Source organism: Chromobacterium violaceum ATCC 12472, from assembly GCF_000007705.1.
GTDB lineage: Bacteria > Pseudomonadota > Gammaproteobacteria > Burkholderiales > Chromobacteriaceae > Chromobacterium > Chromobacterium violaceum.
Genome location: NC_005085.1, coordinates 223,920 through 245,240, shown reverse-complemented (window position 1 = coordinate 245,240; position 21,321 = coordinate 223,920). Strand labels below are relative to the sequence as shown.

At 67.1% G+C, this 21,321-nt stretch carries 25 protein-coding genes and 1 riboswitch; of the genes, 14 read left to right on the top strand and 11 right to left on the bottom strand.

The window, feature by feature from the left end; genetic code table 11:
* Positions 1-70 precede the first annotated feature (70 nt).
* On the bottom strand, positions 71-1,945 hold the full coding sequence (gene thiC, locus CV_RS01105; RefSeq protein ID WP_370448044.1) for a phosphomethylpyrimidine synthase ThiC: 1,875 nt from the start codon (positions 1,943-1,945) through the stop codon (positions 71-73).
* Between the two features lie 100 nt (positions 1,946-2,045).
* Positions 2,046-2,193: riboswitch (TPP riboswitch) on the bottom strand.
* Between the two features lie 116 nt (positions 2,194-2,309).
* Here thiC and CV_RS01100 point away from each other — a divergent pair.
* From CV_RS01100 to aac(6'), 5 genes are all read left to right on the top strand, one after another.
* On the top strand, positions 2,310-2,969 hold the full coding sequence (locus CV_RS01100) for a protein-L-isoaspartate O-methyltransferase family protein (RefSeq protein WP_011133789.1): 660 nt from the start codon (positions 2,310-2,312) through the stop codon (positions 2,967-2,969).
* A 2-nt stretch (positions 2,970-2,971) separates the two neighbouring features.
* Complete coding sequence (locus CV_RS01095) at positions 2,972-3,298, top strand: rhodanese-like domain-containing protein (RefSeq protein ID WP_011133788.1); 327 nt, start codon at positions 2,972-2,974, stop codon at positions 3,296-3,298.
* Between the two features lie 139 nt (positions 3,299-3,437).
* Positions 3,438-4,163, top strand: a complete 726-nt coding sequence (locus tag CV_RS01090; protein ID WP_043595221.1) for a uracil-DNA glycosylase — start codon at positions 3,438-3,440, stop codon at positions 4,161-4,163.
* Between the two features lie 82 nt (positions 4,164-4,245).
* Complete coding sequence (locus CV_RS01085) at positions 4,246-5,556, top strand: hemolysin family protein (RefSeq protein WP_011133786.1); 1,311 nt, start codon at positions 4,246-4,248, stop codon at positions 5,554-5,556.
* Positions 5,553-5,993: an aminoglycoside 6'-N-acetyltransferase gene (gene aac(6'), locus CV_RS01080; RefSeq protein WP_011133785.1), complete on the top strand. Its 441-nt coding sequence runs from the start codon at positions 5,553-5,555 to the stop codon at positions 5,991-5,993. The genes CV_RS01085 and aac(6') overlap by 4 nt, the downstream gene beginning before the upstream one ends.
* 6 nt (positions 5,994-5,999) lie before the next feature.
* Here aac(6') and CV_RS01075 read toward each other — a convergent pair whose 3' ends face one another.
* The 4 genes from CV_RS01075 to CV_RS23260 all read right to left on the bottom strand — a co-directional run bounded on the left by CV_RS01075 (position 6,000) and on the right by CV_RS23260 (position 8,781).
* Positions 6,000-6,995 carry a S66 family peptidase gene (locus CV_RS01075; protein WP_043595216.1) on the bottom strand — a complete coding sequence of 332 codons (996 nt, stop codon included), beginning with the start codon at positions 6,993-6,995 and terminating at the stop codon, positions 6,000-6,002.
* A 38-nt stretch (positions 6,996-7,033) separates the two neighbouring features.
* Entirely contained in the window at positions 7,034-7,480 is a 447-nt protein-coding gene (locus CV_RS01070; protein WP_158303292.1) for a GNAT family N-acetyltransferase, read from the bottom strand.
* 111 nt (positions 7,481-7,591) lie between these two features.
* Positions 7,592-8,329 carry a glycosyltransferase family 2 protein gene (locus CV_RS01065; RefSeq protein ID WP_265101788.1) on the bottom strand — a complete coding sequence of 246 codons (738 nt, stop codon included), beginning with the start codon at positions 8,327-8,329 and terminating at the stop codon, positions 7,592-7,594.
* Positions 8,330-8,478: 149 nt separating this feature from the next.
* Positions 8,479-8,781: a hypothetical protein gene (locus CV_RS23260; protein ID WP_011133782.1), complete on the bottom strand. Its 303-nt coding sequence runs from the start codon at positions 8,779-8,781 to the stop codon at positions 8,479-8,481.
* 77 nt (positions 8,782-8,858) lie between these two features.
* Here CV_RS23260 and waaC point away from each other — a divergent pair, with 77 nt between their 5' ends.
* Together waaC and waaA are read left to right on the top strand one after the other, a co-directional pair.
* Complete coding sequence (gene waaC, locus CV_RS01060; protein ID WP_011133781.1) at positions 8,859-9,818, top strand: lipopolysaccharide heptosyltransferase I; 960 nt, start codon at positions 8,859-8,861, stop codon at positions 9,816-9,818.
* Positions 9,815-11,089, top strand: a complete 1,275-nt coding sequence (gene waaA / locus CV_RS01055; RefSeq protein ID WP_011133780.1) for a lipid IV(A) 3-deoxy-D-manno-octulosonic acid transferase — start codon at positions 9,815-9,817, stop codon at positions 11,087-11,089. Before waaC ends, waaA begins: the two co-directional genes overlap by 4 nt.
* Before the next feature lie 61 nt (positions 11,090-11,150).
* Here waaA and CV_RS01050 read toward each other — a convergent pair whose 3' ends face one another.
* Positions 11,151-11,921, bottom strand: a complete 771-nt coding sequence (locus tag CV_RS01050) for a transporter substrate-binding domain-containing protein (RefSeq protein WP_011133779.1) — start codon at positions 11,919-11,921, stop codon at positions 11,151-11,153.
* Positions 11,918-12,649 carry a chorismate--pyruvate lyase family protein gene (locus CV_RS01045; RefSeq protein ID WP_217806130.1) on the bottom strand — a complete coding sequence of 244 codons (732 nt, stop codon included), beginning with the start codon at positions 12,647-12,649 and terminating at the stop codon, positions 11,918-11,920. Before CV_RS01045 ends, CV_RS01050 begins: the two co-directional genes overlap by 4 nt.
* A gap of 161 nt (positions 12,650-12,810) precedes the next feature.
* Here CV_RS01045 and CV_RS01040 point away from each other — a divergent pair, with 161 nt between their 5' ends.
* The 4 genes from CV_RS01040 (at position 12,811) to CV_RS01025 (ending at position 15,718) form a co-directional block, all read left to right on the top strand.
* Positions 12,811-13,413: a CBS domain-containing protein gene (locus CV_RS01040; protein ID WP_011133777.1), complete on the top strand. Its 603-nt coding sequence runs from the start codon at positions 12,811-12,813 to the stop codon at positions 13,411-13,413.
* Positions 13,414-13,501: 88 nt separating this feature from the next.
* On the top strand, positions 13,502-13,981 hold the full coding sequence (locus tag CV_RS01035) for a DUF1203 domain-containing protein (protein WP_011133776.1): 480 nt from the start codon (positions 13,502-13,504) through the stop codon (positions 13,979-13,981).
* A gap of 1 nt (position 13,982) precedes the next feature.
* Positions 13,983-14,858, top strand: coding sequence for a methylated-DNA--[protein]-cysteine S-methyltransferase (locus CV_RS01030; protein ID WP_011133775.1), 876 nt, complete (start codon positions 13,983-13,985; stop codon positions 14,856-14,858).
* The gene (locus tag CV_RS01025) at positions 14,855-15,718 is read left to right on the top strand and encodes a DMT family transporter (RefSeq protein ID WP_043595215.1); all 864 of its coding nucleotides are present in this window, start codon (positions 14,855-14,857) and stop codon (positions 15,716-15,718) included. Before CV_RS01030 ends, CV_RS01025 begins: the two co-directional genes overlap by 4 nt.
* Here the strand turns inward: CV_RS01025 and CV_RS01020 are convergent.
* A complete protein-coding gene (locus CV_RS01020) occupies positions 15,715-16,578 on the bottom strand; it encodes a LysR family transcriptional regulator (RefSeq protein ID WP_011133773.1) in 864 nt (287 codons plus the stop codon). The two genes, CV_RS01025 and CV_RS01020, sit on opposite strands and share 4 nt — an antisense overlap.
* Positions 16,579-16,679: 101 nt before the next feature.
* Here CV_RS01020 and CV_RS01015 point away from each other — a divergent pair, with 101 nt between their 5' ends.
* Positions 16,680-17,096 carry a membrane protein gene (locus CV_RS01015; RefSeq protein ID WP_043595213.1) on the top strand — a complete coding sequence of 139 codons (417 nt, stop codon included), beginning with the start codon at positions 16,680-16,682 and terminating at the stop codon, positions 17,094-17,096.
* Here CV_RS01015 and CV_RS01010 read toward each other — a convergent pair.
* Positions 17,056-18,390, bottom strand: a complete 1,335-nt coding sequence (locus CV_RS01010) for an ATP-binding protein (RefSeq protein WP_043595211.1) — start codon at positions 18,388-18,390, stop codon at positions 17,056-17,058. The two genes, CV_RS01015 and CV_RS01010, sit on opposite strands and share 41 nt — an antisense overlap.
* Positions 18,391-18,393: 3 nt before the next feature.
* Positions 18,394-19,125, bottom strand: coding sequence for an osmolarity response regulator transcription factor OmpR (gene ompR / locus CV_RS01005; protein ID WP_011133771.1), 732 nt, complete (start codon positions 19,123-19,125; stop codon positions 18,394-18,396).
* Positions 19,126-19,472: 347 nt separating this feature from the next.
* On the opposite strand from ompR, the gene CV_RS01000 reads away from it, so the two are divergent.
* Both CV_RS01000 and CV_RS00995 read left to right on the top strand, forming a co-directional pair.
* Positions 19,473-19,811, top strand: coding sequence for a hypothetical protein (locus CV_RS01000; RefSeq protein WP_011133770.1), 339 nt, complete (start codon positions 19,473-19,475; stop codon positions 19,809-19,811).
* 28 nt (positions 19,812-19,839) lie between these two features.
* Complete coding sequence (locus CV_RS00995) at positions 19,840-20,292, top strand: hypothetical protein (RefSeq protein ID WP_011133769.1); 453 nt, start codon at positions 19,840-19,842, stop codon at positions 20,290-20,292.
* A gap of 8 nt (positions 20,293-20,300) precedes the next feature.
* On the opposite strand, the gene CV_RS00990 is transcribed toward CV_RS00995, so the two are convergent.
* A complete protein-coding gene (locus tag CV_RS00990; protein WP_011133768.1) occupies positions 20,301-21,275 on the bottom strand; it encodes a quinone oxidoreductase family protein in 975 nt (324 codons plus the stop codon).
* Between the last annotated feature and the right edge of the window lie 46 nt (positions 21,276-21,321).

The window sequence follows — 21,321 nt, the reverse complement described above, 5'->3', positions numbered from 1 at the left end:
CGGCGATGCACCGGCCCGCCGCCATCTTATGCCAAACAAATTACTCGAAATACCAGAAAACGCTCATGCCTTACACCTTGTCATACAGCTTGCCGCCTCCCTTGACGAATTCGATCGCCTTTTCCCGCATGCCCAGCCGCAGCGCGTCCTGCTCGCCTACGCCCTGGCTGGCCGCGTACTCGCGCACATCCTGGGTGATCTTCATGCTGCAGAAGTGCGGACCGCACATGCTGCAGAAGTGCGCCACCTTGGCGCTGTCCTTGGGCAGGGTCTCGTCGTGGAAGTCGCGCGCCTTGTCCGGGTCCAGGCCCAGGTTGAACTGGTCCTCCCAGCGGAATTCGAAGCGCGCCTTGGACAGCGCGTTGTCGCGGATCTGCGCGCCGGGATGGCCCTTGGCCAGGTCGGCCGCGTGCGCCGCCAGCTTGTAGGTGATGATGCCCTCTTTCACGTCGTGCTTGTTCGGCAGGCCCAGGTGTTCCTTCTGCGTCACGTAGCACAGCATCGCGGTGCCGTACCAGCCGATCTGCGCCGCGCCGATGGCCGAAGTGATGTGGTCGTAGCCGGGCGCGATGTCGGTGGTCAGCGGCCCCAGGGTGTAGAACGGCGCTTCGCGGCACCATTCCAGCTCCTTGTCCATATTCTCCTTGATCAGCTGCATCGGCACATGGCCCGGGCCTTCTATCATCACTTGCACATCGTGTTTCCAAGCGATCTCGGTCAACTCGCCCAGCGTCTTCAACTCCGACAGCTGCGCCTCGTCGTTGGCGTCCCAGGCGCTGCCCGGCCGCAGGCCGTCGCCCAGGCTGAAGGCCACGTCGTAGGCCTTCATGATTTCGCAGATGTCCTCGAAGTGGGTGTAGAGGAAGTTCTCGCGGTGATGCGCCAGACACCACTTGGCCATGATGGAGCCGCCGCGCGACACGATGCCGGTCATGCGGTTGGCGGTCATCGGCACGTAAGCCAGGCGCACGCCGGCGTGGATGGTGAAGTAGTCCACGCCCTGCTCGGCCTGCTCGATCAGCGTGTCGCGGAAGATTTCCCAACTCAGGTCCTCGGCCTTGCCGTTCACCTTCTCCAGCGCCTGGTAGATGGGCACGGTGCCGATCGGCACCGGGCTGTTGCGCAGAATCCACTCCCGCGTTTCGTGGATGTTCTTGCCGGTGGACAGGTCCATGATGGTGTCCGCGCCCCAGCGGATGCCCCAGGTCATCTTGTCAACTTCTTCGGATATCGACGACGTTACCGCGCTATTGCCGATATTGCCGTTGATTTTCACCAGAAAGTTGCGGCCGATGATCATCGGTTCGCTTTCCGGGTGATTGATGTTGGCCGGGATGATGGCGCGGCCGGCGGCAATCTCCTCACGCACGAACTCCGGCGTGATCTCTTCGGGCAGATGGGCGCCGAAGCTCTGGCCCTGGTGCTGGCGCGTCATCAAGTCCAGCAGGCGCCGGTTGCCGGCGGCCTGCAGCGACTCTACGTAGGCGCGGCGGTTCAGGTTCTCTCGGATGGCGACGAACTCCATCTCCGGCGTGACGATGCCGCGGCGGGCGTAGTGCATCTGCGTCACGTTGCGGCCGGCCTTGGCGCGGCGCGGCTTGCGCTGCAGATTGAAGCGCAGCTCGGCGAGCTTGGGGTCGGCCTCGCGGGCGCGGCCGTATTCGCTGGACAGGCCGGGGAGCTGCTCGCAATCGCCGCGCTGGGCGATCCAGGCGGCGCGCAAGGGCGCGAGGCCGCTCTGGATGTCGATGCGGGCGGCCGGATCGCTATACGGGCCGCTAGTGTCGTAGACGAAGATGGGAGGGTTTTTTTCGCCGCCGAATTGGGTCGGCGTGTCCGCCTGGCGGATCTCGCGCATCGGCACTTGAATGTCCGGGCGGCTGCCCTCGACGTAAATCTTGCGGGAATTGGGCAAGGGCTGGATGGCGGCGGCGTCCACCACCATCTGCTTGTTCACGGGCGCGTTCATCGGGCGGGTCTCCAAAAACGATGAAGCGGCGCAAGGAGCGGTCCGGACAGGCCGGCTGCGGGTATGGCGAGGCCATGGCGGGCAGGTGACGCTTCCCTACGCCGGTATTATCCGGGTCAGGTTCCAAGGGTATTTCTCACCCGCGCTCCGTCATCCGCCGCCATGGCCTACACTTTGCTAGCCATCTGCGCCGAACGCCAGGCGCAGGACCCCTAGCGATGCCGTGTGAAGGTAAGGCAAATATGGGATAATCGCAAGTTATCGTCATCACTCGAGTCCTTGCCGCCGACGCTGTCCTCCCTGGGCGGAGCGGACTCCCAGCCCTCCGGAGTTTAAGTTGATGGATTTCGAAAAAACCCGTTTCAACATGGTCGAACAGCAGATTCGCCCGTGGGATGTTCTGGATACCAACGTGCTGGATCTGCTGTTTCACGTGAAACGCGAGGACTTCGTCGCCGACAATCAGCGCCAGCTGGCCTTCGTCGACACCGAGCTGCCGCTGCCCAACGGCAGCAAGATGCTGCAGCCGAAGATGGAAGCGCGCCTGGTGCAGGACGCCGCCATCCAGCCGAGCGACAAGATCCTGGAGATCGGCACCGGCAGCGGCTATCTGACCGCGCTGCTGGCCAAGATGGGCAAGCAGGTGGTGAGCGTGGAGATCGATCCGGCGCAAAAAGCGCTTGCCGCCGCCAATCTGAAGAAGGCCGGCATCGCCAACGTCACCCTGGTCGAGGGCGACGGCGTGCTGGGCCTGGCCGAGCAAGCGCCTTACGACGTGATCGTGGTCGGCGGCTCGCTGCCGGTCGTGCCGCAGGAACTGAAGAACCAGCTGGCTGTCGGCGGCCGCCTGATCCTGGTGGCCGGCGATCTGCCGGTGATGGCCTGCAAGCTGATCGAGCGCGAGACCAACACCAGCTTCCGCGAAACCGCGCTGTTCGAAACCTGTGTCGAGCGGCTGAAGAAATTCGAGGCGGTGGAACCCGCCCGTTTCAGCTTCTGATCATGCTGCGCGAAATCACCGCCCCGGCGCTCGCCGCGCAACTGGCAGATCCCCAGGCCGCGCGGCCGGTGCTGCTGGACGTGCGCGAGGGCTGGGAATATCAGCTCGCGCACATCGAAGGCAGTGTCCACATCCCGATGAATCTGATCCCGATCCGGATGAGCGAACTGCCCGACGACGCGCCCATCGTCGCCATCTGCCACCACGGCATGCGCAGCGCCCAGGTGGCGCTGTTCCTGCAGAACGCCGGCTTCGACGACGTGATCAACCTGCAGGGCGGCATCGACGCCTGGTCGGTCCAGGTGGACCCGGCCGTCGCCCGGTATTGATGTCTTGGCGCGTCGCCCCATTGGGGTGACCCACCCTGCCTGACACCGCCCCCGGGCGGTGTTTTGTTTTGGAACGAATCGCGCCACCGCCATTCCAAGCCACGTTAACCGCCTGGCGATCCGCCGCAAAGAACCCGATATGCCCTCATTGACCTACCTCGCCCCCGCCCTCGCCCGCATCCATCCCGACTGGGAAGCGGTATTGGACCAAGCCGCCGTCGCCGCCCGCCTGGCCGAAATCGACCGCCTGCTGGTCTTGCAGCAGCAGGACGGCAAGACGCTGTTCCCGCCGCCGCCCCAGGTGTTCAACGCGCTGGCTTTCGCCGCGCCGGCCGACGTCAAGGTGGTGATCCTGGGCCAGGATCCGTACCACGGCGACGGCGAGGCGATGGGCCTGTCGTTCTCGGTGCCGGACGGCGCGCGCGTGCCGCCGTCCCTGCGCAACATCTACAAGGAGCTGGCGGCCGATCTCGGCCTCGGCGTGCCCGCCAGCGGCGATCTCACCCACTGGGCGCAACAGGGCGTGCTGCTGCTCAACAGCGTGCTGACCGTCGAGCGGGACAAGGCCGGCAGCCACGGCAAGCTGGGCTGGCAAACGGTCAGCGACGCGCTGATCGACGCGGTGAACCGCGACAACCCCGGCTGCGTGTTCCTGCTGTGGGGCAACTGGGCGCAGACCAAGGCCGAACGCATCGACGCCTCCCGCCACCTGGTGCTGACCGCCGCCCACCCGTCGCCGCTGTCGGCCAGCCGCGGTTTCCACGGCTGCCGCCACTTCTCCCAGGTCAACGCCTGGCTGATCGCCCGCGGCCGCCAGCCGGTGCGCTGGGCGACGGCCCCCGCCGCGCAAAGCTGCCTGTTCTGAATCCGATTCTCCGCCGCGCCGCTTTGCGCGGCGGGCGGCTTGCCCTAAGCTAGTAGCTCTCCCACTTTCCCCTTTCCTCATCGTGGAAATTCTACTGCTGCTGGGCCTGATCCTGTTGAACGCGGTATTCGCGATGGCCGAGATCGCCATCGTCTCCTCGCGCAAGATCAGGCTGCAGCAAAGGGCCGACGACGGCCACCGCGGCGCCCGCGCCGCGCTGGCGCTGGCCGCCGAGCCCACCCGCTTCCTGTCCACCATCCAGATCGGCATCACCTCGATCAGCATCCTGTCCGGCGTCTACGGCGAGGCGGCGCTGTCCGAGCACCTGCGCGAATCGCTGGCCCGCTACGCGCCGCTGGCGCCGTACGCCAAGCCGCTGTCGGTCGTCGCCATGGTGCTGTTCATCACCACGCTGTCGCTGATCCTGGGCGAGCTGGTGCCCAAGCGGCTGGCGCTGCTGAACCCGGAACGGGTGGCGATGGCGCTGGCGCGGCCGATGCTGCTGCTGTCGCGCGCGAGCGCGCCGCTGGTGCAGGTGTTCAGCCGCGTCACCGACGGCCTGCTGCGCGTGCTGGGCGCGAAGAAGAGCGACGAGCCGTCCATCACCGAGGACGAGATCCGCACGCTGATGGAGCAAGGCGCCGACGAGGGCGTGTTCGACCGCGCCGAACAGGAGCTGGTGGAAAACATCTTCCGCCTGGACAACCGCAAGGCGTCGGCGGTGATGACGCCGCGCAAGGACGTGGTGATCCTGGACCTGGAAGACGGCCCGGAACGCAACCGCGAGCTGCTGTTGGGCCATCCGTTCAGCCATTTCCCGGTCTGCCGCGGCGACACCGACCAGGTGATAGGCATGCTCAACGCCAAGACGCTGCTGGACCGCCTGCTCAGGGGCGAGGCGCTGGATTTCGCCGCCGAGCTGTCGCCGCCGCTGTACGTGCCGTCCACCTGCTCGCTGATGCAGCTGCTGGAGCAGTTCAAGCAGGCGCGCAGCCACAGCGCGCTGGTGGTCGACGAGTACGGCGAGCTGGAAGGCCTGGTGTCGATCAACAACGTGATGGAAGCCATCGTCGGCGATCTGCCGGCTATCGACGGCGAAGAAGACGAGATCGTACAAAGAGAGGATGGCAGCTGGCTGGTGGACGGCATGGTGTCGCTGGACCGTTTCCGCGAGTTCTTCGAGCTGGAAGCGCCGCTGCCGGGCGAGGCCGGCGGCAATATCCACACCCTGGCCGGCGTGATGCTGTACCAGCTGGGCCGCGTGCCCAGCGTCACCGACCGTTTCGAATGGAACGGCTTCAGCTTCGAGGTGGTGGACATGGACCGCACCCGGGTGGACAAGATCCTGGTGCAGCGCCACCACCTGCCGCAGCCTGAGTTCGAGTCGATATGACCATCGCCCCCGCCTGCTCCCGTCCGGACGTCTGGCTGGCGCTGCGCGCCGCGCTGTGGCCGGATTGCCCATCCGATGAACACCGGCGCGAGATCGACGCGCAAACGGCCGAGCCGGCCCGTTACGCGGCCTTCGTCGCAACAGACGCTTCATGCGGCGCGATCGGGCTGATCGAGGTCGCGCTTCGTCATGACTACGTCAATGGAACGCACCATTCGCCGGTCGGCTTCATCGAAGGCCTGTACGTGGCGCCGGCGCATCGCCGGACCGGCGTCGCCGGCCGGCTGCTGGGCGCGGCAAAAGACTGGTCGCGGGACCGCGGCTGCGCGGAGCTCGCGTCCGACACCGCCCTGGACAACCTGGTTTCGCAGCAAGCGCACCAGGCGCTGGGCTTCGAGGAAACCGAGCGCGTGGTTTTCTACCGGATGGCGCTGTAAACGCCGTCAGCGCGCCGCGCGCTGCTCCAGCCTGGCCCGCCCCTCGCCAAACACCTCCAACACCGCCCAGGCGCCGTTGAGCAGGCTCCATTGCGGCGGCACGTGGCCGATGTCGGCATCGATGACTACCGGATAGGGCAAACCGTCCAGCGCGGCGCGCAAGGCGTCCTGATAGCGCAATGCTTGCCCGTCCGCGGCATCCTGGGCGCCGCTGCGGCCCAACACCAGCCCGGAGAGGCCATCCAGCGTCCCGGACAGCCTGAGGCCCGCCAAGGCCCTTAAAACGCCGCAGGGCGCGAGTTCGCAGTTTTCCAGGTACAGGATGGCCGGCTCGGCCTTGAACGCGTCCAGATCGAAATACGGCGTGCCCTGCAGCGATGCCAGCACATCCAGGCAACCGCCTATCAATCGTCCTTCCATTTTTCCGCTGCCGCCGCCCAGGAGCCTCACACGGTTGGCGAACTGCCGGCCCGGCTCGTCCCAGCGCCAGTACTGGCCATGCGGTTCCTGCGCCGGCGGCATGCCGGTCTCCAGCGCCGCCAGCAGCGCCTCGTTGCCGAACAGCCTGTCTTTCAAAGGCAGGTCCATCAGGTTGGGGCCGTGCAGCGTCGCCCAGCCGGCGCATAGCGTCAGCGGCGCCATCAGGGTGGAGACGTCGGAGAAACCGGCGATCCACTTCGGCGGCAGCCCGGCCAGCGCGGCGAAATCCAGACCCGGCAGCAGCTCGATCGCCCGCTCGCCGCCCCAGGGCGGCAGGATGGCGCGGATCTCGGGGTCGAACAGGAAGCGCCGCAATTCGCCCAGCCGCGCCGCGGCCGGCGCGCTGGCGTCGTGTTTCTCGTCCCGCAGGCACTCGCCCTCCACCACCCGGTAGCCGCGCGCGCGCAGCTCGTTCAGCGCGTCGTCCAGCCGGCCATGCAGCCTTGGATGGACGCCGGAGGAAAAAGCGGTGACGGCGATGGCGTCGCCGGGCTGGAGCGGAGCGGGAAAACGGATCGGCATGCGTGTGGTCCTGGAGCGTGTGGATAGGCCGGCCGCGCTCAATCGCGCCGCGGCAGGTCGAGCGCGAAAGTGATGCCGGTGCTTTTCTGCTGGTAGCCGAGGCGATGGTAGAAAGCGTGGGCCCAGGTGCGATGGATGCCGGAGCGCAGCCGAATGCGGGCATAGCCGCGGTCCTGCGCCCATTGCTCGCAGGTTTCCAGCAGCAAGCGGCCGATGCCCAGGCTGCGGCAGGCCGGATCGACGACAATGCCGCCGATTTCGACATAGCTGTCCGCTTCCAGCAGATGGCCGCCGTGGCCGTGGATCCAGCCAACCACCTCGCCGCCCAGTTCCGCGACCCAGATTTCGTTGTCCGCCGCGGCGCGCACGGCGGCGTAGCGGGCCGTCAGCTGCTCGGGAGTGGTCGGATAGTCCAGATCGCCGCACAAGCGAGCCACGGCGCCGATATCGGCTTCCGTCATGAGCCGGATGAGGATGGCATCCATTTGTTCGTTCCCGAAGCAAAGCTCCATGCTAAGGGAATCCGCCAAATAAACCAAATGTCATTCCGCGTGATCAGCCAAGCCCGCTTCGCCCCTGGGCAGGCTGGCATGTCGTCAGCGGTCTTTGTCCAGACGGCGGAGTTCGATCAGCTTCGCGTACTTGATATAGCTGTTGAAGCAGCCGATCGAGATGTGCACCAGGCCGGGCAGTCCATCCAGAAAGCCGCGGCGGACGAAGTAGAACTTGAAAAAGCGCAGCAGCGGGCTGAACAGCAGCTTGCCGGCGCCGACCTTCTTGCCGCGCGCATGTAGTTGCTCCGCTTGCAGCGAGGTGTAGCGGTTCTGCTTGGACAAGTAGAGCGCGATGTCTTCGCCTGATTCGTGCATCAGGTCGCCGGCCAGCTTTTCCACAGGACCGTCGCAGATCACGTACTCGTGCACCGCGTCGTCAGACCAGCGCGCGCGGTGGCGGTCGAACAGGCGCAGCGACCAGTCCGGGTAGCCTTCGCCGTGTTTCAGGAAACGGCCCATGAAACGGTTGCAGCGCGGGAAGCGGTAGGCGGCCGCCTGTGGATTTTCCCGTATCTTGTTGATAGACAAGGACAATTCTTCAGAAAGGTATTCATCCGCATCCAGGCACAGCACCCAGTCGTGGCTGGCCTGGCTGACCGCGAATTGCTTCTGCGGACCGAATCCCAGCCATTCCTGGTGGATAACTTTCGCCTTATAGGCTGAGGCTATTGCCAATGTGCTATCGCTGCTGCCGGAATCCACAACCACGATCTCGTCGGCGAAGCTCAAGCTCTGCAGACATTGCTCAAGCTGTTTGCCTGCGTTTTTGGTGATAAGCACCGCGCTGATTGCGACTCGCATCTTTTCATGTTTTCCCATTTATAAAATGAAGAAACTGGTAGAAGACGGCTTCTTCATGTGGATAAGTGCATTTATCCTTTTGTTTTCAAATGTTTGGAAGTCGTGCAAAGCTGTTGTCAGGGCTACCGTCAATCGGGTGAGCAGTTGTGGATAACTTTTACGTTTTCTGCAGACTCATGGTTGTCCACAGTTGTTGATCCAGTTTTGCCGACTTGCTTGTGCAAGACTTTTTTTGCGTGCAGCTTGTCTCGTCTCAGCGGTTTTTCATTAGCGCAACTATAAAATGATGAAACTGCTGAAGGTAGCCTTTTGATGTGGACAATTACGAAAAAGCCCTTTGCTTCATAGGTTTGTCCTGTTGATAGGCATTGGATTATTGCATTGCGCAATGGTTGGGTGAATTGTGGATAAATCCAGCCGAACTTATTCACAGCTGTTTATCCACATCCGGTCACGAGGGATTTTACTTGGTTAACCACAGCCCCGCTCGGGTACAATGCGCGCCATGATGAATGTGCTGATCGTGCGCACCTCGTCGATGGGCGACCTTATCCACACCTGGCCGGCCATTACCGAGCTGAAGACGCATTACCCGAATATCCGCTTGAGCTGGTTGACCGAGGAAAGCTTCGCCGACATCGCCCGCCTGCATCCGCAGGTGGACGAGGTGCTGACCTTGAGCTGGCGCAGCTGGCGCCGCCGCTTGTGGCAGCCGTCCGCCTGGCGCGAATTGAAGGCCTTGAAGCAAAAACTGCGCGACGCCCGCTTCGACCTGGTGCTCGACAGCCAGGGTCTGATCAAGAGCGCGATCCCCGCCCGCTGGGCCGGCGCCCCTTTGGCTGGCCTGGGTTGGGGCAGTGCCCGCGAGGCGCTGGCCAGCCTGTTTTACGACAAGAAGCACAAGGTTTCGCGCAAGCTGTCGGCGATAGACCGCAACCGGCTGCTGTTCGGCCTCAGCTTCGGCTACGCGCCGGACGGTCCGCCGCAGTTCGGCATCCGCCGCGGCGAGCGGCCGGGCTGGATGCTCAGCGGCCGCTACGCAGTGCTGCTGCACGCCACCAGCCGCGCGTCCAAGGAATGGCCGGAAGCGCGCTGGGTGGAGCTGGGCACCAGGTTATCCACTCAGCACGACATGGTGACGGTGCTGCCCTGGGGCAACGACAAGGAAAAGGCGCGCGCGCAAAGGCTGGCCGCCAGGCTGCCGGCCGCCGTGGTGGCGCCCAAGATGAGCCTGGTAGAGGCCGCCGGTCTGCTGGGCAACGCCAGCGCCGTCGTCGGAGTCGACACCGGCCTCGTCCATCTGGCCAATGCCCTGAACGTGCCGGTGGCGGCCATCTATACCGATACCGATCCGCAGCAGACCGGCGTGGTGGAAACGCCGTGGGCGACCAATCTGGGCAATATCGGCCAGTGTCCGACCGTGGACGAGGCGCTGGCGGCGTTGCAAACGAGGCTGGATTGGCCATGAGCTGGCAGCTGGCGCTGTACAACGGCCTGTGGCGCGCGTTGACGCCGCTGGTGCGGCGCTATCTGAAGAAGCGGGCGCGCAAGGCGCCGGCCTATCTGGAGCATTGGGACGAGCGCTTCGGCCAGGCCCTGTCGCCCAGCGCGACCGGCGCGATCTGGATCCACGCGGTGTCGGTCGGCGAAACGCGCGCCGCCCAGCCCTTGGTGGCGGCGATACGCCGCGAATGGCCGGACGCGCCGCTGCTGCTGACCCAGATGACGCCGACCGGCCGCGCCACCGCCGAGCAGCTGTACCCGGATGCCGAGGTCCGCTACCTGCCCTACGATTATCCGCAGGCCGCCGCCGATTTTCTGCGCGCCTACCGGCCGCGCTGCGGCGTGCTGATGGAAACCGAAATCTGGCCCAACCTGATCCACGCGGCCGCGGCGCAGCGGATTCCGTTGCTGCTGGCCAATGCCAGATTGTCTGAAAAATCGCTGAACGGTTATCGCAAGATTGCCGGCCTGATTTCTCCGGCAATCGCTAAATTGACCGCCGTTGCCGCGCAAACGGCTGAAGATGCCGATCGTTTGCGGCAGTTAGGTGCTCGGAGTGTCTCTGTTTGCGGCAGCAGCAAATATGATATCGAGGTGCCGGAAGCGCAACGTCATCTGGCCGCCGATTTCCGCGCCATGGCCGGCGGGCGGCGCGCGCTGCTGTGCGCCAGCACCCGCGACGGCGAAGAAGCGCTGATCCTGGACGCCTGGCTGGCCGCCGGCGCCGCCGTCGGCGACACCCTGCTGGTGCTGGTGCCGCGCCATCCGGAACGCTGGGACGAGGTGGAAAAGCTGGCAGCCGAACGCGGCTTGAAATCGCAGCGCCGCAGCGGCGGCGCCGCCATCGCCGCCGACACCCGGGTATGGCTGGGCGACAGCATGGGCGAGATGTTCGGCTACCTTGGGGCCTGCGACGTCGCCTTCATCGGCGGCAGCCTGCTGCCTTACGGTTGCCACAACCTGATCGAGCCGGCCCAGGTGGGCGTGCCGGCGCTGTTCGGTCCGTCGGTGTTCAATTTCCAGCAGGCCGCCGCCGATTCGCTGGCGGCCGGCGCGGGCCGCCAGGTGGGAGACGCGGCCGCGCTGGTGTCGACGGCTTTGTCTCTGATGGACGATCCGGCCGCCGGCGAGGCGATGCGCCAGGGCGCCGTGCGTTTCCGCGACGCCCACCGCGGCGCCAGCGAGAGAATGCTGGCGCTGATCCGCGAAGCGATGTCCGCAGGAAGCGAAAAATGAAAAAACCGCCCTTTCGGGCGGTTTTTTCATGGTTTGCGGGCGCAGAACCGGCCGGAGCGGCCTATTGGCCCAGCCACTTGGCGGACAGCCTGGCGAAGCCGCCGTCCTGCAGCCGCTGGCTCAGCCATTGGTCGACCCAGGCTTTCCAGCGCCAGTCGTTGGGCAACAGGTAGGCTTTCTGCGAGAAGTCGAACGGTTTGTCCGGGTGGATCGCGCACAGCTCCGGATGCAGTTTCTGCTGGTAGCGGGTTTCCACCGCGTCGGTCACCATGGCGTCGGCTTTTCCATCGATGATCTGCTGGAAAATTCGCGTATTGTCGGGGAAAACCGTCAAACTGGCATTGGGCAGGCGCTGACGGGCGAAACGCTCGTTGGTGCCGCCGGGGTTGACCGCCAGCCGCGTTTGCTTGCTGTTCAGCTGTTCCAGCGTCTGGAAGCGGGCCGCGTTCTCGCAGCGGGCGATCGGCGTCTTGCCGTCGTTCAGGTAGGCGGCGGAATACAACGCCTGCTTCTGGCGCTCCAGGCTGACGGATATGCCGCTCATCGCGATGTCGAACTTGCCGTCGCGCTGGTCGCGCATCAGCGTCGGCCAACTGGTGGGCACCAGCTGCAGCTTCACGCCCAGCGCGCGCGCCAGGTCCTCGGCCATGTCGATGTCCAGGCCGCGGTATTGCCCGCTGGCGGCGTCGCGGCCGCTGAACGGCAGGTAGTCGCCGGTGGTGCCGACGCGCAGTTCGCCGCGGGCGAGGATGTCGTCCAGCCGGTCGGCCTGGGCGGCCGGACTCAGCAGCAGCGCCGCCAGGCAGGCGGCGGCGATCCGGCGGCCGCTCATCGGCCGTTTTCCTGCGGGTTCAGCGCAAAGGCGAACAGGTCGCGGCGGTAGGTTTCCACCACCAGGCTGAACGGCGTGTTGCCGTCCTTGTACAGCACCGCGCGGTGCTGCAGCACCTGTTCCGGGATGTCCAGGCCGCGCCCGGCGTCCGCGGTGGGCAGCGGGCGGGTTTCCCAGCCCTGCGGCAGCGGCGACCACAGCAGTTTGGCGCTTTCGGTGCGGCGGGTGAAATTCAGCGCCTTGACCGCGGTGCCGAACGGCGTGTCGCTGGTGTCCAGCAGGCGGTTCATCTCGACGGTCAGCCGCGAGGGCACGTACCAGTTGTCGGCTTCCGACAGCACGCGGTCGCCGCAGGCCAGCTGCACGCGGCGGTAGCCTATCGGCTCGTCGGCGCCCACCCGCAGTTGCTGGCGGATTTCGGCGTCGGCGGGCTTGCGGGTGGCGGTGTCGCGCAACGCGCGGATGCGGGCTTCGGGGGCCAGCTTGTGGTCGCCGCACCATTGCTGCAGCGTGCGGGTGGCGCTGGGATTGCTCAGCAGCGTCGCGTTCAGCGTCTGCAGCAGCGCCTGCGCCTTGACGCGGGTGGCAGCGCCATCCTGCCAGCCCGGGTAGGACCAGGCGTCGGCGTGGGCCTGGCCGCCCAGCAGCAGCGCGGCGGGCAGCATCCAGGCCGACAACCGTCGGCGCAGTCGGGTGGAGTCGGAGACAGTCGGGACGAGATGCTTCATCGATTTTCACCAAAAGTAGAATAAACACACTAATGAGGGCGATAGTAAACGCAAAGTTCAATACTAGGCGGCGGATTTCCGCTAAGTTGAAAACAGGGTCGACCGCACTGGGCGGGCCGGCCCGTTTCCGCCTTTCCGAGTCTGCCCTGCGAGGAGCCGCCATGGCTAAAGATTTTTCTCCCTTGCCCACCCTGACTCTGCCGCGCACCACCGACCTGGTGAGACTGGACCAGCGCCCCCACCCGCCGATAGACATGGACAGCCCGGCCTTGAGCGTGATGACCGATCTGAGGCTGGTCAACCCGATAGGCATACGCGCCGACGCCGATTTGCGCGAAGCCCACCAGCGCATGGTCAGCCACGGCATCCGCCTGCTGTTCGTCCACGACGACGACGGCAGCCTGCTCGGCCTCGTCACCGCGGTCGACCTGCTGGGCGAGCGGCCCATCCAGTGCATGAAGGAGCATGGCAAGCATCACGCCGACATCCAGATCGCCGATGTGATGACGCCCCGCAGCCGGCTGGATGCGCTGAACCTGGCCGACGTGGCCGCCGCCAGCGTCGGCCAGCTGATCGCCACCATGCGGCATCTGGGCCGCCAGCACGCACTGGTGGTGGAAGTGAATGCCTTCAACGGCCACCATGAGCTGTGCGGCTTGTTCTCCACCTCGCACATGGCGCGGCTGCTGGGACGGCCGCTGTCCTTCATCCGCGTGCCGCAGGCGCTGTCGGAAATCCAGTACTCGCTGCTGCACGCCGGCTGATTACTCGCGAAGACGGCAAGAATCGGGTCGCCGCCGGACGCGCGCCGCCATAGACTTCGGACATCGCAATGATTCGAAGGAGAGCGGCATGGCCTGGCAAGTGGAAACCCTGGACCCGGCTTTCGTCGAGCGGGCGCGGCGCGAAGGCGTCGACGCGCTCGGCCAGCCGGTATGCCGGCGGGCGGCCGCAGGCGGCGAACCGTTCCGCGACGCGCTGCGCCGCGCCCGGCCGGGCGAAGCGCTGATCCTGGCGAGCTACAGCCCGTTCCGCCAAGCCGGCCCCTACCGCGAGTACGGACCGGTTTTCCTGGCCGCGGAGCCGCAGTCGGCGGCTTTGCCCGGGCTGTCGGCGCTGCTGCGCCGCGCCGGCGAAGACGCCTACCTCGGCGAGGGCGTGGCGCTGCGCGCCTATGACAGCGGGCAAGCGATGCTGGAAGCGGTTTTGCTGCCGACGCGAGAGGCGGAGGCGATGCTGGCGCGCTGGGCGGCGCGGCCGGAAATCGCGTTCGCGATGCTGCGTTTTCCCGCGCACGGCTGCTATGCGCTGCGGCTGAACCGGAGCCAATGACATGGAAGCCATGCTGTCCGCCGATGCCGAGGCCGGCCGCGACTACGCCCGCGTCCGCGACGCGATCCGCTACCTGGTCGCCCATGCCGGCGAGCAGCCGCAGCTGGCCGAGGTGGCCGCCGCGCTCTGCCTGTCGGAATCGCGGCTGCAGCGGTTGTTCAGCCGCTGGGCCGGCGTCAGCCCCAAGCGCTTCATCCAGCAGCTGACCTGCGAGGCGGCCAAGGCGCGGCTGGCGGCCGGCGCGCCGGTGCTGCCCTTGTCGCACGAGCTGGGCCTGTCCGGCGGCGGCCGGCTGCACGATCTGTTCGTCACGCTGGAGGCGATGACGCCCGGCGAATACCAGCAGGGCGGCGCCGGGCTGGACATCGCCTGGAGCGTCGAATCCACCCGCTTCGGCCCGGTCTTGCTGGCGCAGACCGCGCGCGGCGTGTGCGCGCTGCAGTTCTTGTCCGGAGACGGCGAGGCCGAAGCCTGGCTGCGCGCGCAATGGCCGCGCGCCGCGCTGCGCCATGTACCCGGCCAGGGAGGCGCGCTGTGCCGCCGGCTGTTCGATCCGCTGGCCGAGGCGGACGGCCCGCCGCTGGCGCTCCGGGTGCAGGGCAGCAATTTCCAGATCCAGGTGTGGCGGGCCTTGTTGACCGTGCCCTACGGCGGTTTGATCGGCTATGGCCAGCTGGCGGAAAAGATCGGGCGGCCGGGCGCCGCGCGCGCGGTGGGCAACGCGGTGGGCGCCAATCCGGTGGCCTGGCTGATTCCCTGCCACCGGGTGATCCGCGCCGAGGGCGCGGTGGGCGGCTACCGCTGGGGCGAGGAACGCAAGCTGGACCTGATCGGCTGGGAGAGCGCGCGGCTGAGCCGCGAGGAAGCGACGGCGTGAGCGGGCAGAAGCGGGAGTTCGCCTGGCTTGCGCTGCTGGCGGCGCTGTGGGGCGGATCTTTCCTGTTCATGCGCGTCGCCGCGCCGGCTTTCGGGCCGCTGCCGCTGATCGCGCTGCGGGTGGGCCTGGCCGCCTGTCTGCTGCTGCCCTTGCTGTTGTGGCGCGGCTTGTGGCCGCTGTGGCGCGATAACTGGCTGCCGGTGGCCGCGGTCGGCGTGTTTTTCACCGCGTTTCCATTCAGCCTGATCGCCTGGGCGCAGCTATCCTTGCCGGCCGGCATGGCCTCGGTGCTGAACGCCACCACGCCGCTGATGACCGCGCTGTGGGCGTGGCCGCTGGCCGGCGAGCGGCTGTCGCCGCGGCGGATGGCCGGGCTGGGCCTAGGCTTGGCCGGCGTGTTGGCGCTGCTGGCCGGACACGGCGCGCGTTTCGAGGTCCGTTCGCTGGCGCCGGTGCTGGCGATGCTGGGCGCCACCGCCAGCTACGGCTGGGCCGGGCACATGGCCAGGCGCTGGCTGCCCGGCATGCCGCCCCTGGTGACCGCTTGCGGCGGATTGGCCAGCGGCGCGCTGCTGATGCTGCCGCTGGCATGGCTAAGCTGGCCGGCGCTCCCGCCGCCGCCGCAGGCCTGGACCGCCTTGCTGCTGCTGGCGGCGTTTTGCACCGCGTTGGCCTATCTGATTTTCTACCGCCTGATCAACCGCCTGGGCGCCACCCGCGCCAGCGGCGTCACTTACCTGGTGCCGGTGTTCGGCGTGCTGTGGGGCGCGCTGTTTCTCGGCGAGGCCATCGGCGCCGGGATGGTGCTGGGCGCGGCGCTGATCCTGGCCGGGGTATTGGCGCTCAACGCGCGGCGTTAGGCGGACAGGCGGCTCAATTCGCGGAAGAACAGCCGGCTGAGCGTTTCCAGCTCGGGATCGCCGTCGCGGCCGGCATGCCGGTACAGCGCCAGCGGCACCGGCGGCAAGGCGGGCAGGCAGCCCGGCGGCAACGGCCGCAGCGCGTCGTTGGCGACGTCGGGGAGCAAGGCGCCGACGCCGAGCCCCGCTTCCAGCGCGGCCTGCACCGCCAGCAGGCTAGAGCTCTCGAATACCACCCGGTGGCGGCGGCCGGCCAATTGCAGCGCCTGCAGCATCGCGTCGCGCCAGCTGCATGGCGCGGCGAACAGCACCAGCGGCAGCTCGTCCTCGTCGGGACAGACGCCGCCGGCCGCCAGCCACGGCAGCGCGCATTCCATCGACCAGGCCGGCGCCTGCTCCAGCCCGCACAGGCGCGGGTTGGCGATCAGCAGATCCAGTTCCCCGCGGCGGTAGGCGGCGCTGAGTTCCCTTCCCGGCGCGACTCTGGCTTCCAGTTTCAGGCCTGGACGGGCGGCGGCGAAATCGGCCAGCACGCGGGGCAGGTGGCGGCTGACCACGTCTTCTATCAGCCCGACCCGGCAGGAGCGCGCGGCGGCGGCCGGCGCGCCCGGCAGCATCTGTTCCGCCAGGCAGACGATGCGCTCGGCGTAGGGCAGCAGCGCCTGGCCGGCCGGCGTCAGCGTCACGCCGCGGGTGGAGCGTTGCAGCAAGGTCTGGCCGCAGTGCCGCTCCAGCTTGCGCAGCTGCAGGCTCAAGGCCGGCTGGCTATGGCCCAGTTCGGCGGCGGCGCGGTTGATGCTGCCGTGGCGGGCCACGGCGGCCAGCGCGCGCAGCAGCCCGGTGTCGATGTCGCCGGTCATATCGTTTTCTTATAACAGTGCTCTGTTTTTCCAGTCTACCTATAACGGCAGCGAATGTTTAGCATCGGACTGTCGATATCGATTGCTGCCGGGAGAAGGACATGTTTTTCGCCGCACTATTGCTGGCCGTGGCGGGTTCCGTCGTTTACCACTTGTCGATCAAGCAGATGCCGCAGGCGCTGAACCCCTTTTTTTCGCTGGCGGTCAGCTACGGCCTGGCGATGCTGCTGTGCCTGGCGGGCATGTGGTGGCTGCCGGCGGGGCAGCGCGGCATGTCGGCGCTGAACTGGAGCAGCCTGGGCGTGGCCTTGGGGATATTGGGCATCGAGATGGGCTTCCTGCTGGCCTACCGCGCCGGCTGGAACCTGGGCTACGCGGCGCTCAGCTCCAATGTGCTGAGCACCGCGCTGCTGCTGCCGCTTGGCTACTGGCTGTTCCGCGAACAGGTGTCGCCGGCCAGGCTGGCCGGCCTGGGGCTCAGCCTGGCCGGGCTGTGGATGATGCTGCGCTTTCGCTGAGCGGCAGGCGGATGGCCACCTTGAAGCCGCCGTCCTCGTCGGTGAGCTCCAGCGCGCCGCCGTGCTGCTTGGCAACCCGGGAGACGATGGCGAGGCCGAGGCCGCTGCCGCCGTCGGTGCCGCGGTGTTCGGCCAGCCGTTCGAACGGCGCCAGCGCGGTTTCGCGCAGCGCGGCCGGGATGCCGTCGCCGTGGTCGATCACGCTGAGCGCGGCTTCGCCGGCGGCTTTCTCCAGCCTGACGATCACCGGCGGGCGGCCGTAGCGGCGCGCGTTCTCCAACAGATTGCTCAGCAGCCGCTCCAGCGCCAGCGCATCGGCCTTGAGCTCGATTTCGTCGCGGATGTCCAGGCGCACGTCCATGTCCTCGCGCCGGAAGCGCGCGACCACGCTGGCGGCCAGGTCGGCCAGCGCCACTGGCTCCAGCCGGCTGGTTTCCTCGGCGCGGGCAAAGTCGATGAACTGGCGGACGATGCGCGACAACTCGTCGATGTCGGACAGCATGTCGTGCTGGTCGGTGCTGGCTTCCTGCATCTCCAGCGTCAGCTTCAGCCGGGTCAGCGGCGTGCGCAGGTCGTGCGACAGCCCGGCCAGCATCAGCCGCCGCTCGCGCGCGGCGTTGTCCAGCGCCTGGGCCATGCCGTTGAAGTTGTGCGCCAGGAGCTGCATCTCGCGCGGGCCGGTTTCCGGAATCGCCTGCGGCATCGAGCCGCCCGCCAGTTGGCGGCTGGCCTGCACCACCTGGCTGATCGGCCGCGTGATGCGCCAGGCCATCAGCGAGGCCAGCAGCGTGGCGAACAGCGCCGCCAGCAGGGACGCCTGCAGCATCGGGCTGATCATGCGGTCGCGGTAGCGGCCGAAGGGAATCACCAGCCAGTACGGCTGATCCAGCACATGGACGTGCACCCACAGCTCGCTGTGGTCGACCCGGCGCGCGTAATGGGCCTGCACCGGCTCGTTCAGGTCGTGCGACAGCCTTTGCGCCAGCATCGCGCCTATCTTGGGCAGATCCTCGCTGAACTGCTGGCCGCGGTCGGCGTTGAACGGCAGCAGGCTGGGCAGGCCGGGACGGTTGTAGTTGTCGAGGAAGGCCTGCCGCTCCTCGTCGACCATGCCGGTCATCGAGTCCTCGAGGAAGGACAAGGTATCCAGCACCTGGATGTACAGCTGCCGCTCCAGCAGTTTGTGGCGCTCGTTGTTGGCCAGCCAGATGGTGAACAGCTGGGTGGTGATCACCACGGTGACCACTAGCAGCGCCAACCGGAAAAACAGGGAACCCAGCAGCTTGCGTAACAAGGCTTACTCCCTAGGCGAGCCGTCCGGCACGAACACGTAGCCGTAGCCCCAAACCGTCTGGATGTAGCGCAGCTGGCTGTCGCTGTCGCCGCTTTCCAGCGCCTTACGCAGGCGGGAGATGTGCACGTCGATGCTGCGGTCCAGCGATTCGCCGTTGCCCTTGCCCAGCGCCAGCTCCATCAGCTGCTCGCGGGTCAGCGGGCGGCGCGGATGGCTGACCAGCACCGACAGCACCGCGAATTCGGCGCTGGTCAGCGAGACCGGCTGGCCGGCGCGGCGCAGCTCGCGCTGGCCGAGATTGAGCACGAACTCGCCGAATTCCACCACGTCGTCGGCGTTGTGCAGCGCGGCCAGCGCCGGCGTGGCGTGGTGGCGGCGCAGCACCGACTGGATGCGGGCGGTCAGCTCGCGCGGGTTGAAGGGCTTGGGCAGGTAGTCGTCGGCGCCCATTTCCAGGCCCAGGATGCGGTCGATGTCCTCGCCGCGCGCGGTCAGCATGATTACCGGCAGGGTCTCGCCCTGGGCGCGCAGCCGGCGCACCACCGCCAGGCCGTCTTCGCCGGGCATCATCACGTCCAGCACGATCAGATCGGGACGGTTGCGCGCCAGCTTGCGGTCCAGGTCCTTGGGATCGGGCAGCGTTTCCACGATGTAACCCTGCTGGGTCAGGTAGCGGGTCAGCAGTTCGCGCAGCTTAGCGTCGTCGTCGACGACCAGGATTTTATTGTGTTCCATATGCTGTTCCTTAGTGTTCCGGCTGCCAGCTTAGCGCGGCATGGCATGCGCTGGGGCGCCTTGTTTTTACAGATGTTAAGCCGCCACGTCGCGATACAGTCGTTAACAATTGTGAGCTCCCCATTGACGTCCGCGCAAACGCTTGCGCTTAAGCTGGAACAAATGGCCGGCGCCGAAGTCGTTTCAAGTGGAAAATATGCAATATTTTCATGACGCTGGCCGAATCCGCCCCTGCCGGTCTACGGCCCCCTCCGCCGCCGATCCGCGTTCAATACCTTGCCACGCCTGCGTTTTGCCCTCCCGAGCGGCGATGGCAGCGTGGCCGACAGACAGGATAGAATGTCGACATGAAGCGATATCTGATCATGCTGGCGCTGGGCGGCCTGCTGGCGCAGCAGGCCGCGCTGGCTCAGCCCTTCCCCGGCCCGGGGCCCGGCAGGCATGCCGAGCACCGGCCGTCGGCGCGCGCCTGCGGCGACGATCAGCCATGCCCGGACAAGCGCCGCTTGCGCAATCTGCGCCAGCGCGAGGCCGCGCGCAACGGCGACATCGGCTTCGATCCGGTCCAGCATCAATCCAGCCGGCTGCTGCCTCCGCCGGATGGCCACGTCAAGTCGATACCCAGCAGGCCCAATTTTTGGCAGGATAAACGCCGGCAAGAGCAGATGCAAAACCAATCCGATTGATTCCGTCCGCTCGGGAAAGGACAGGACGATGAGGCAAGGGGGGACGCGCGGCCCAGGCGCGGCGGGTAGGGCTGGAATCGGCCTGTTGCTGTGCGGTTTGTTGGCCTTTCCGCTTGCCGGATGGGCGGCGAAGGACGAGTGCGCCGGGGCCGTCGCCCCGCAACGATGCCAGGCGCACCTGCAGGGCCTGCGTAGTTGCCTGGATCTGCCCGAGGCCGGCCGCCGCGGCTGCCTCGCCTATTACACCCCGCCTCTGGGCTGCCAGCGGCAGCGCGACGCCAGGCGCTGCGAAGCGCTGATGGCGGCGCAATCGTCGTGCGAAGGCATGCTGGGCGCGCAGCGCCGCGCCTGCGTGGACGAGAGGCTGCCGCCGGCGGCCTGCTCCGCGCGCGGCGGGCAGCCCTGCGCGGCGGACGACGCGGCTTGCGCCGCGGGCCGCCGCCACGGTTGCAGACGCCCTGCGCCGCCGCTGGACGAGTAGCCGGGAGATCAGGGCTGCAGGATGATGGAGCCGGTAGTGCGTCGCGCCTCGAGGTCGCGGTGCGCCTGCGCCGCTTCCGCCAATGGATAGCGGTGAGACGGCGAAAGCTTGATCGTGCCGTCCCGCAGCCGGCTGAACAGCGCCGCCGACGAAGCTTCCAGATCGGTCCGGGAGGCGATGTAGTCGCCCAGTTTGGGACGGGTCAGGAACAGCGAGCCGCGCTTGGTCAATTCCAGCGGCGACAGCGCCGGCACCGGGCCGGAAGCGTTGCCGAAGGTGATCATCATTCCCCTCGGCGCCAGGCTGTCCAGCGACGATTCGAAAGTATCCTTGCCCACCGAATCGAACACCACCGGCACGCCCCTGCCACCGGTGATTTCCCTCACCCGTGCCGCCACGTCTTCCTCGCGGTACAGGATCACGTGGGCGGCGCCCAGGCTGCGCGCGATCTCGGCCTTGGCCTGCGAGCCCACGGTGGCGATCACCTGGACGCCCATCGCCGACAGCCATTGCAGCGCGATCTGGCCGACGCCGCCGGCGGCGGCGTGCCACAACACGGTCTGGCCCGGCTGAACGGGAAACGTGCGCTGAACCAGGTATTCGACAGTCATCCCCTGCAGCATCGCGCAGGCGGCGGTCTCGTCGGCGATGCCGTCGGGCAGCTTGACCAGGTGTTCGGCGGCGATCAGCCGCTCGGTCGAATAGGCGCCCAGCGGGCCGCCGGCGTAGGCGACGCGGTCGCCGGGCCTGAGGCCGGCCACGCCCTCGCCCACCGCTTCCACCACGCCGGCCGCCTCGCTGCCCAGGCCGCTGGGCAGCGGCGTCGGATACAGGCCGCTGCGCTGATAGGTGTCGATGAAATTGACGCCGATCGCAGTGTGGCGCACCCGCGCCTGGCCGGGTCCGGGCTGACCGACCTCCGCGCTCTGCAGGCGCAGCACTTCCGGGCCGCCGGTTTCGGCGAAAACGATAGCTTGGCTCATGGCGTTTCCTTTGCGAGTGGATGGCATAGTCTGCGCCCGCTCGCGC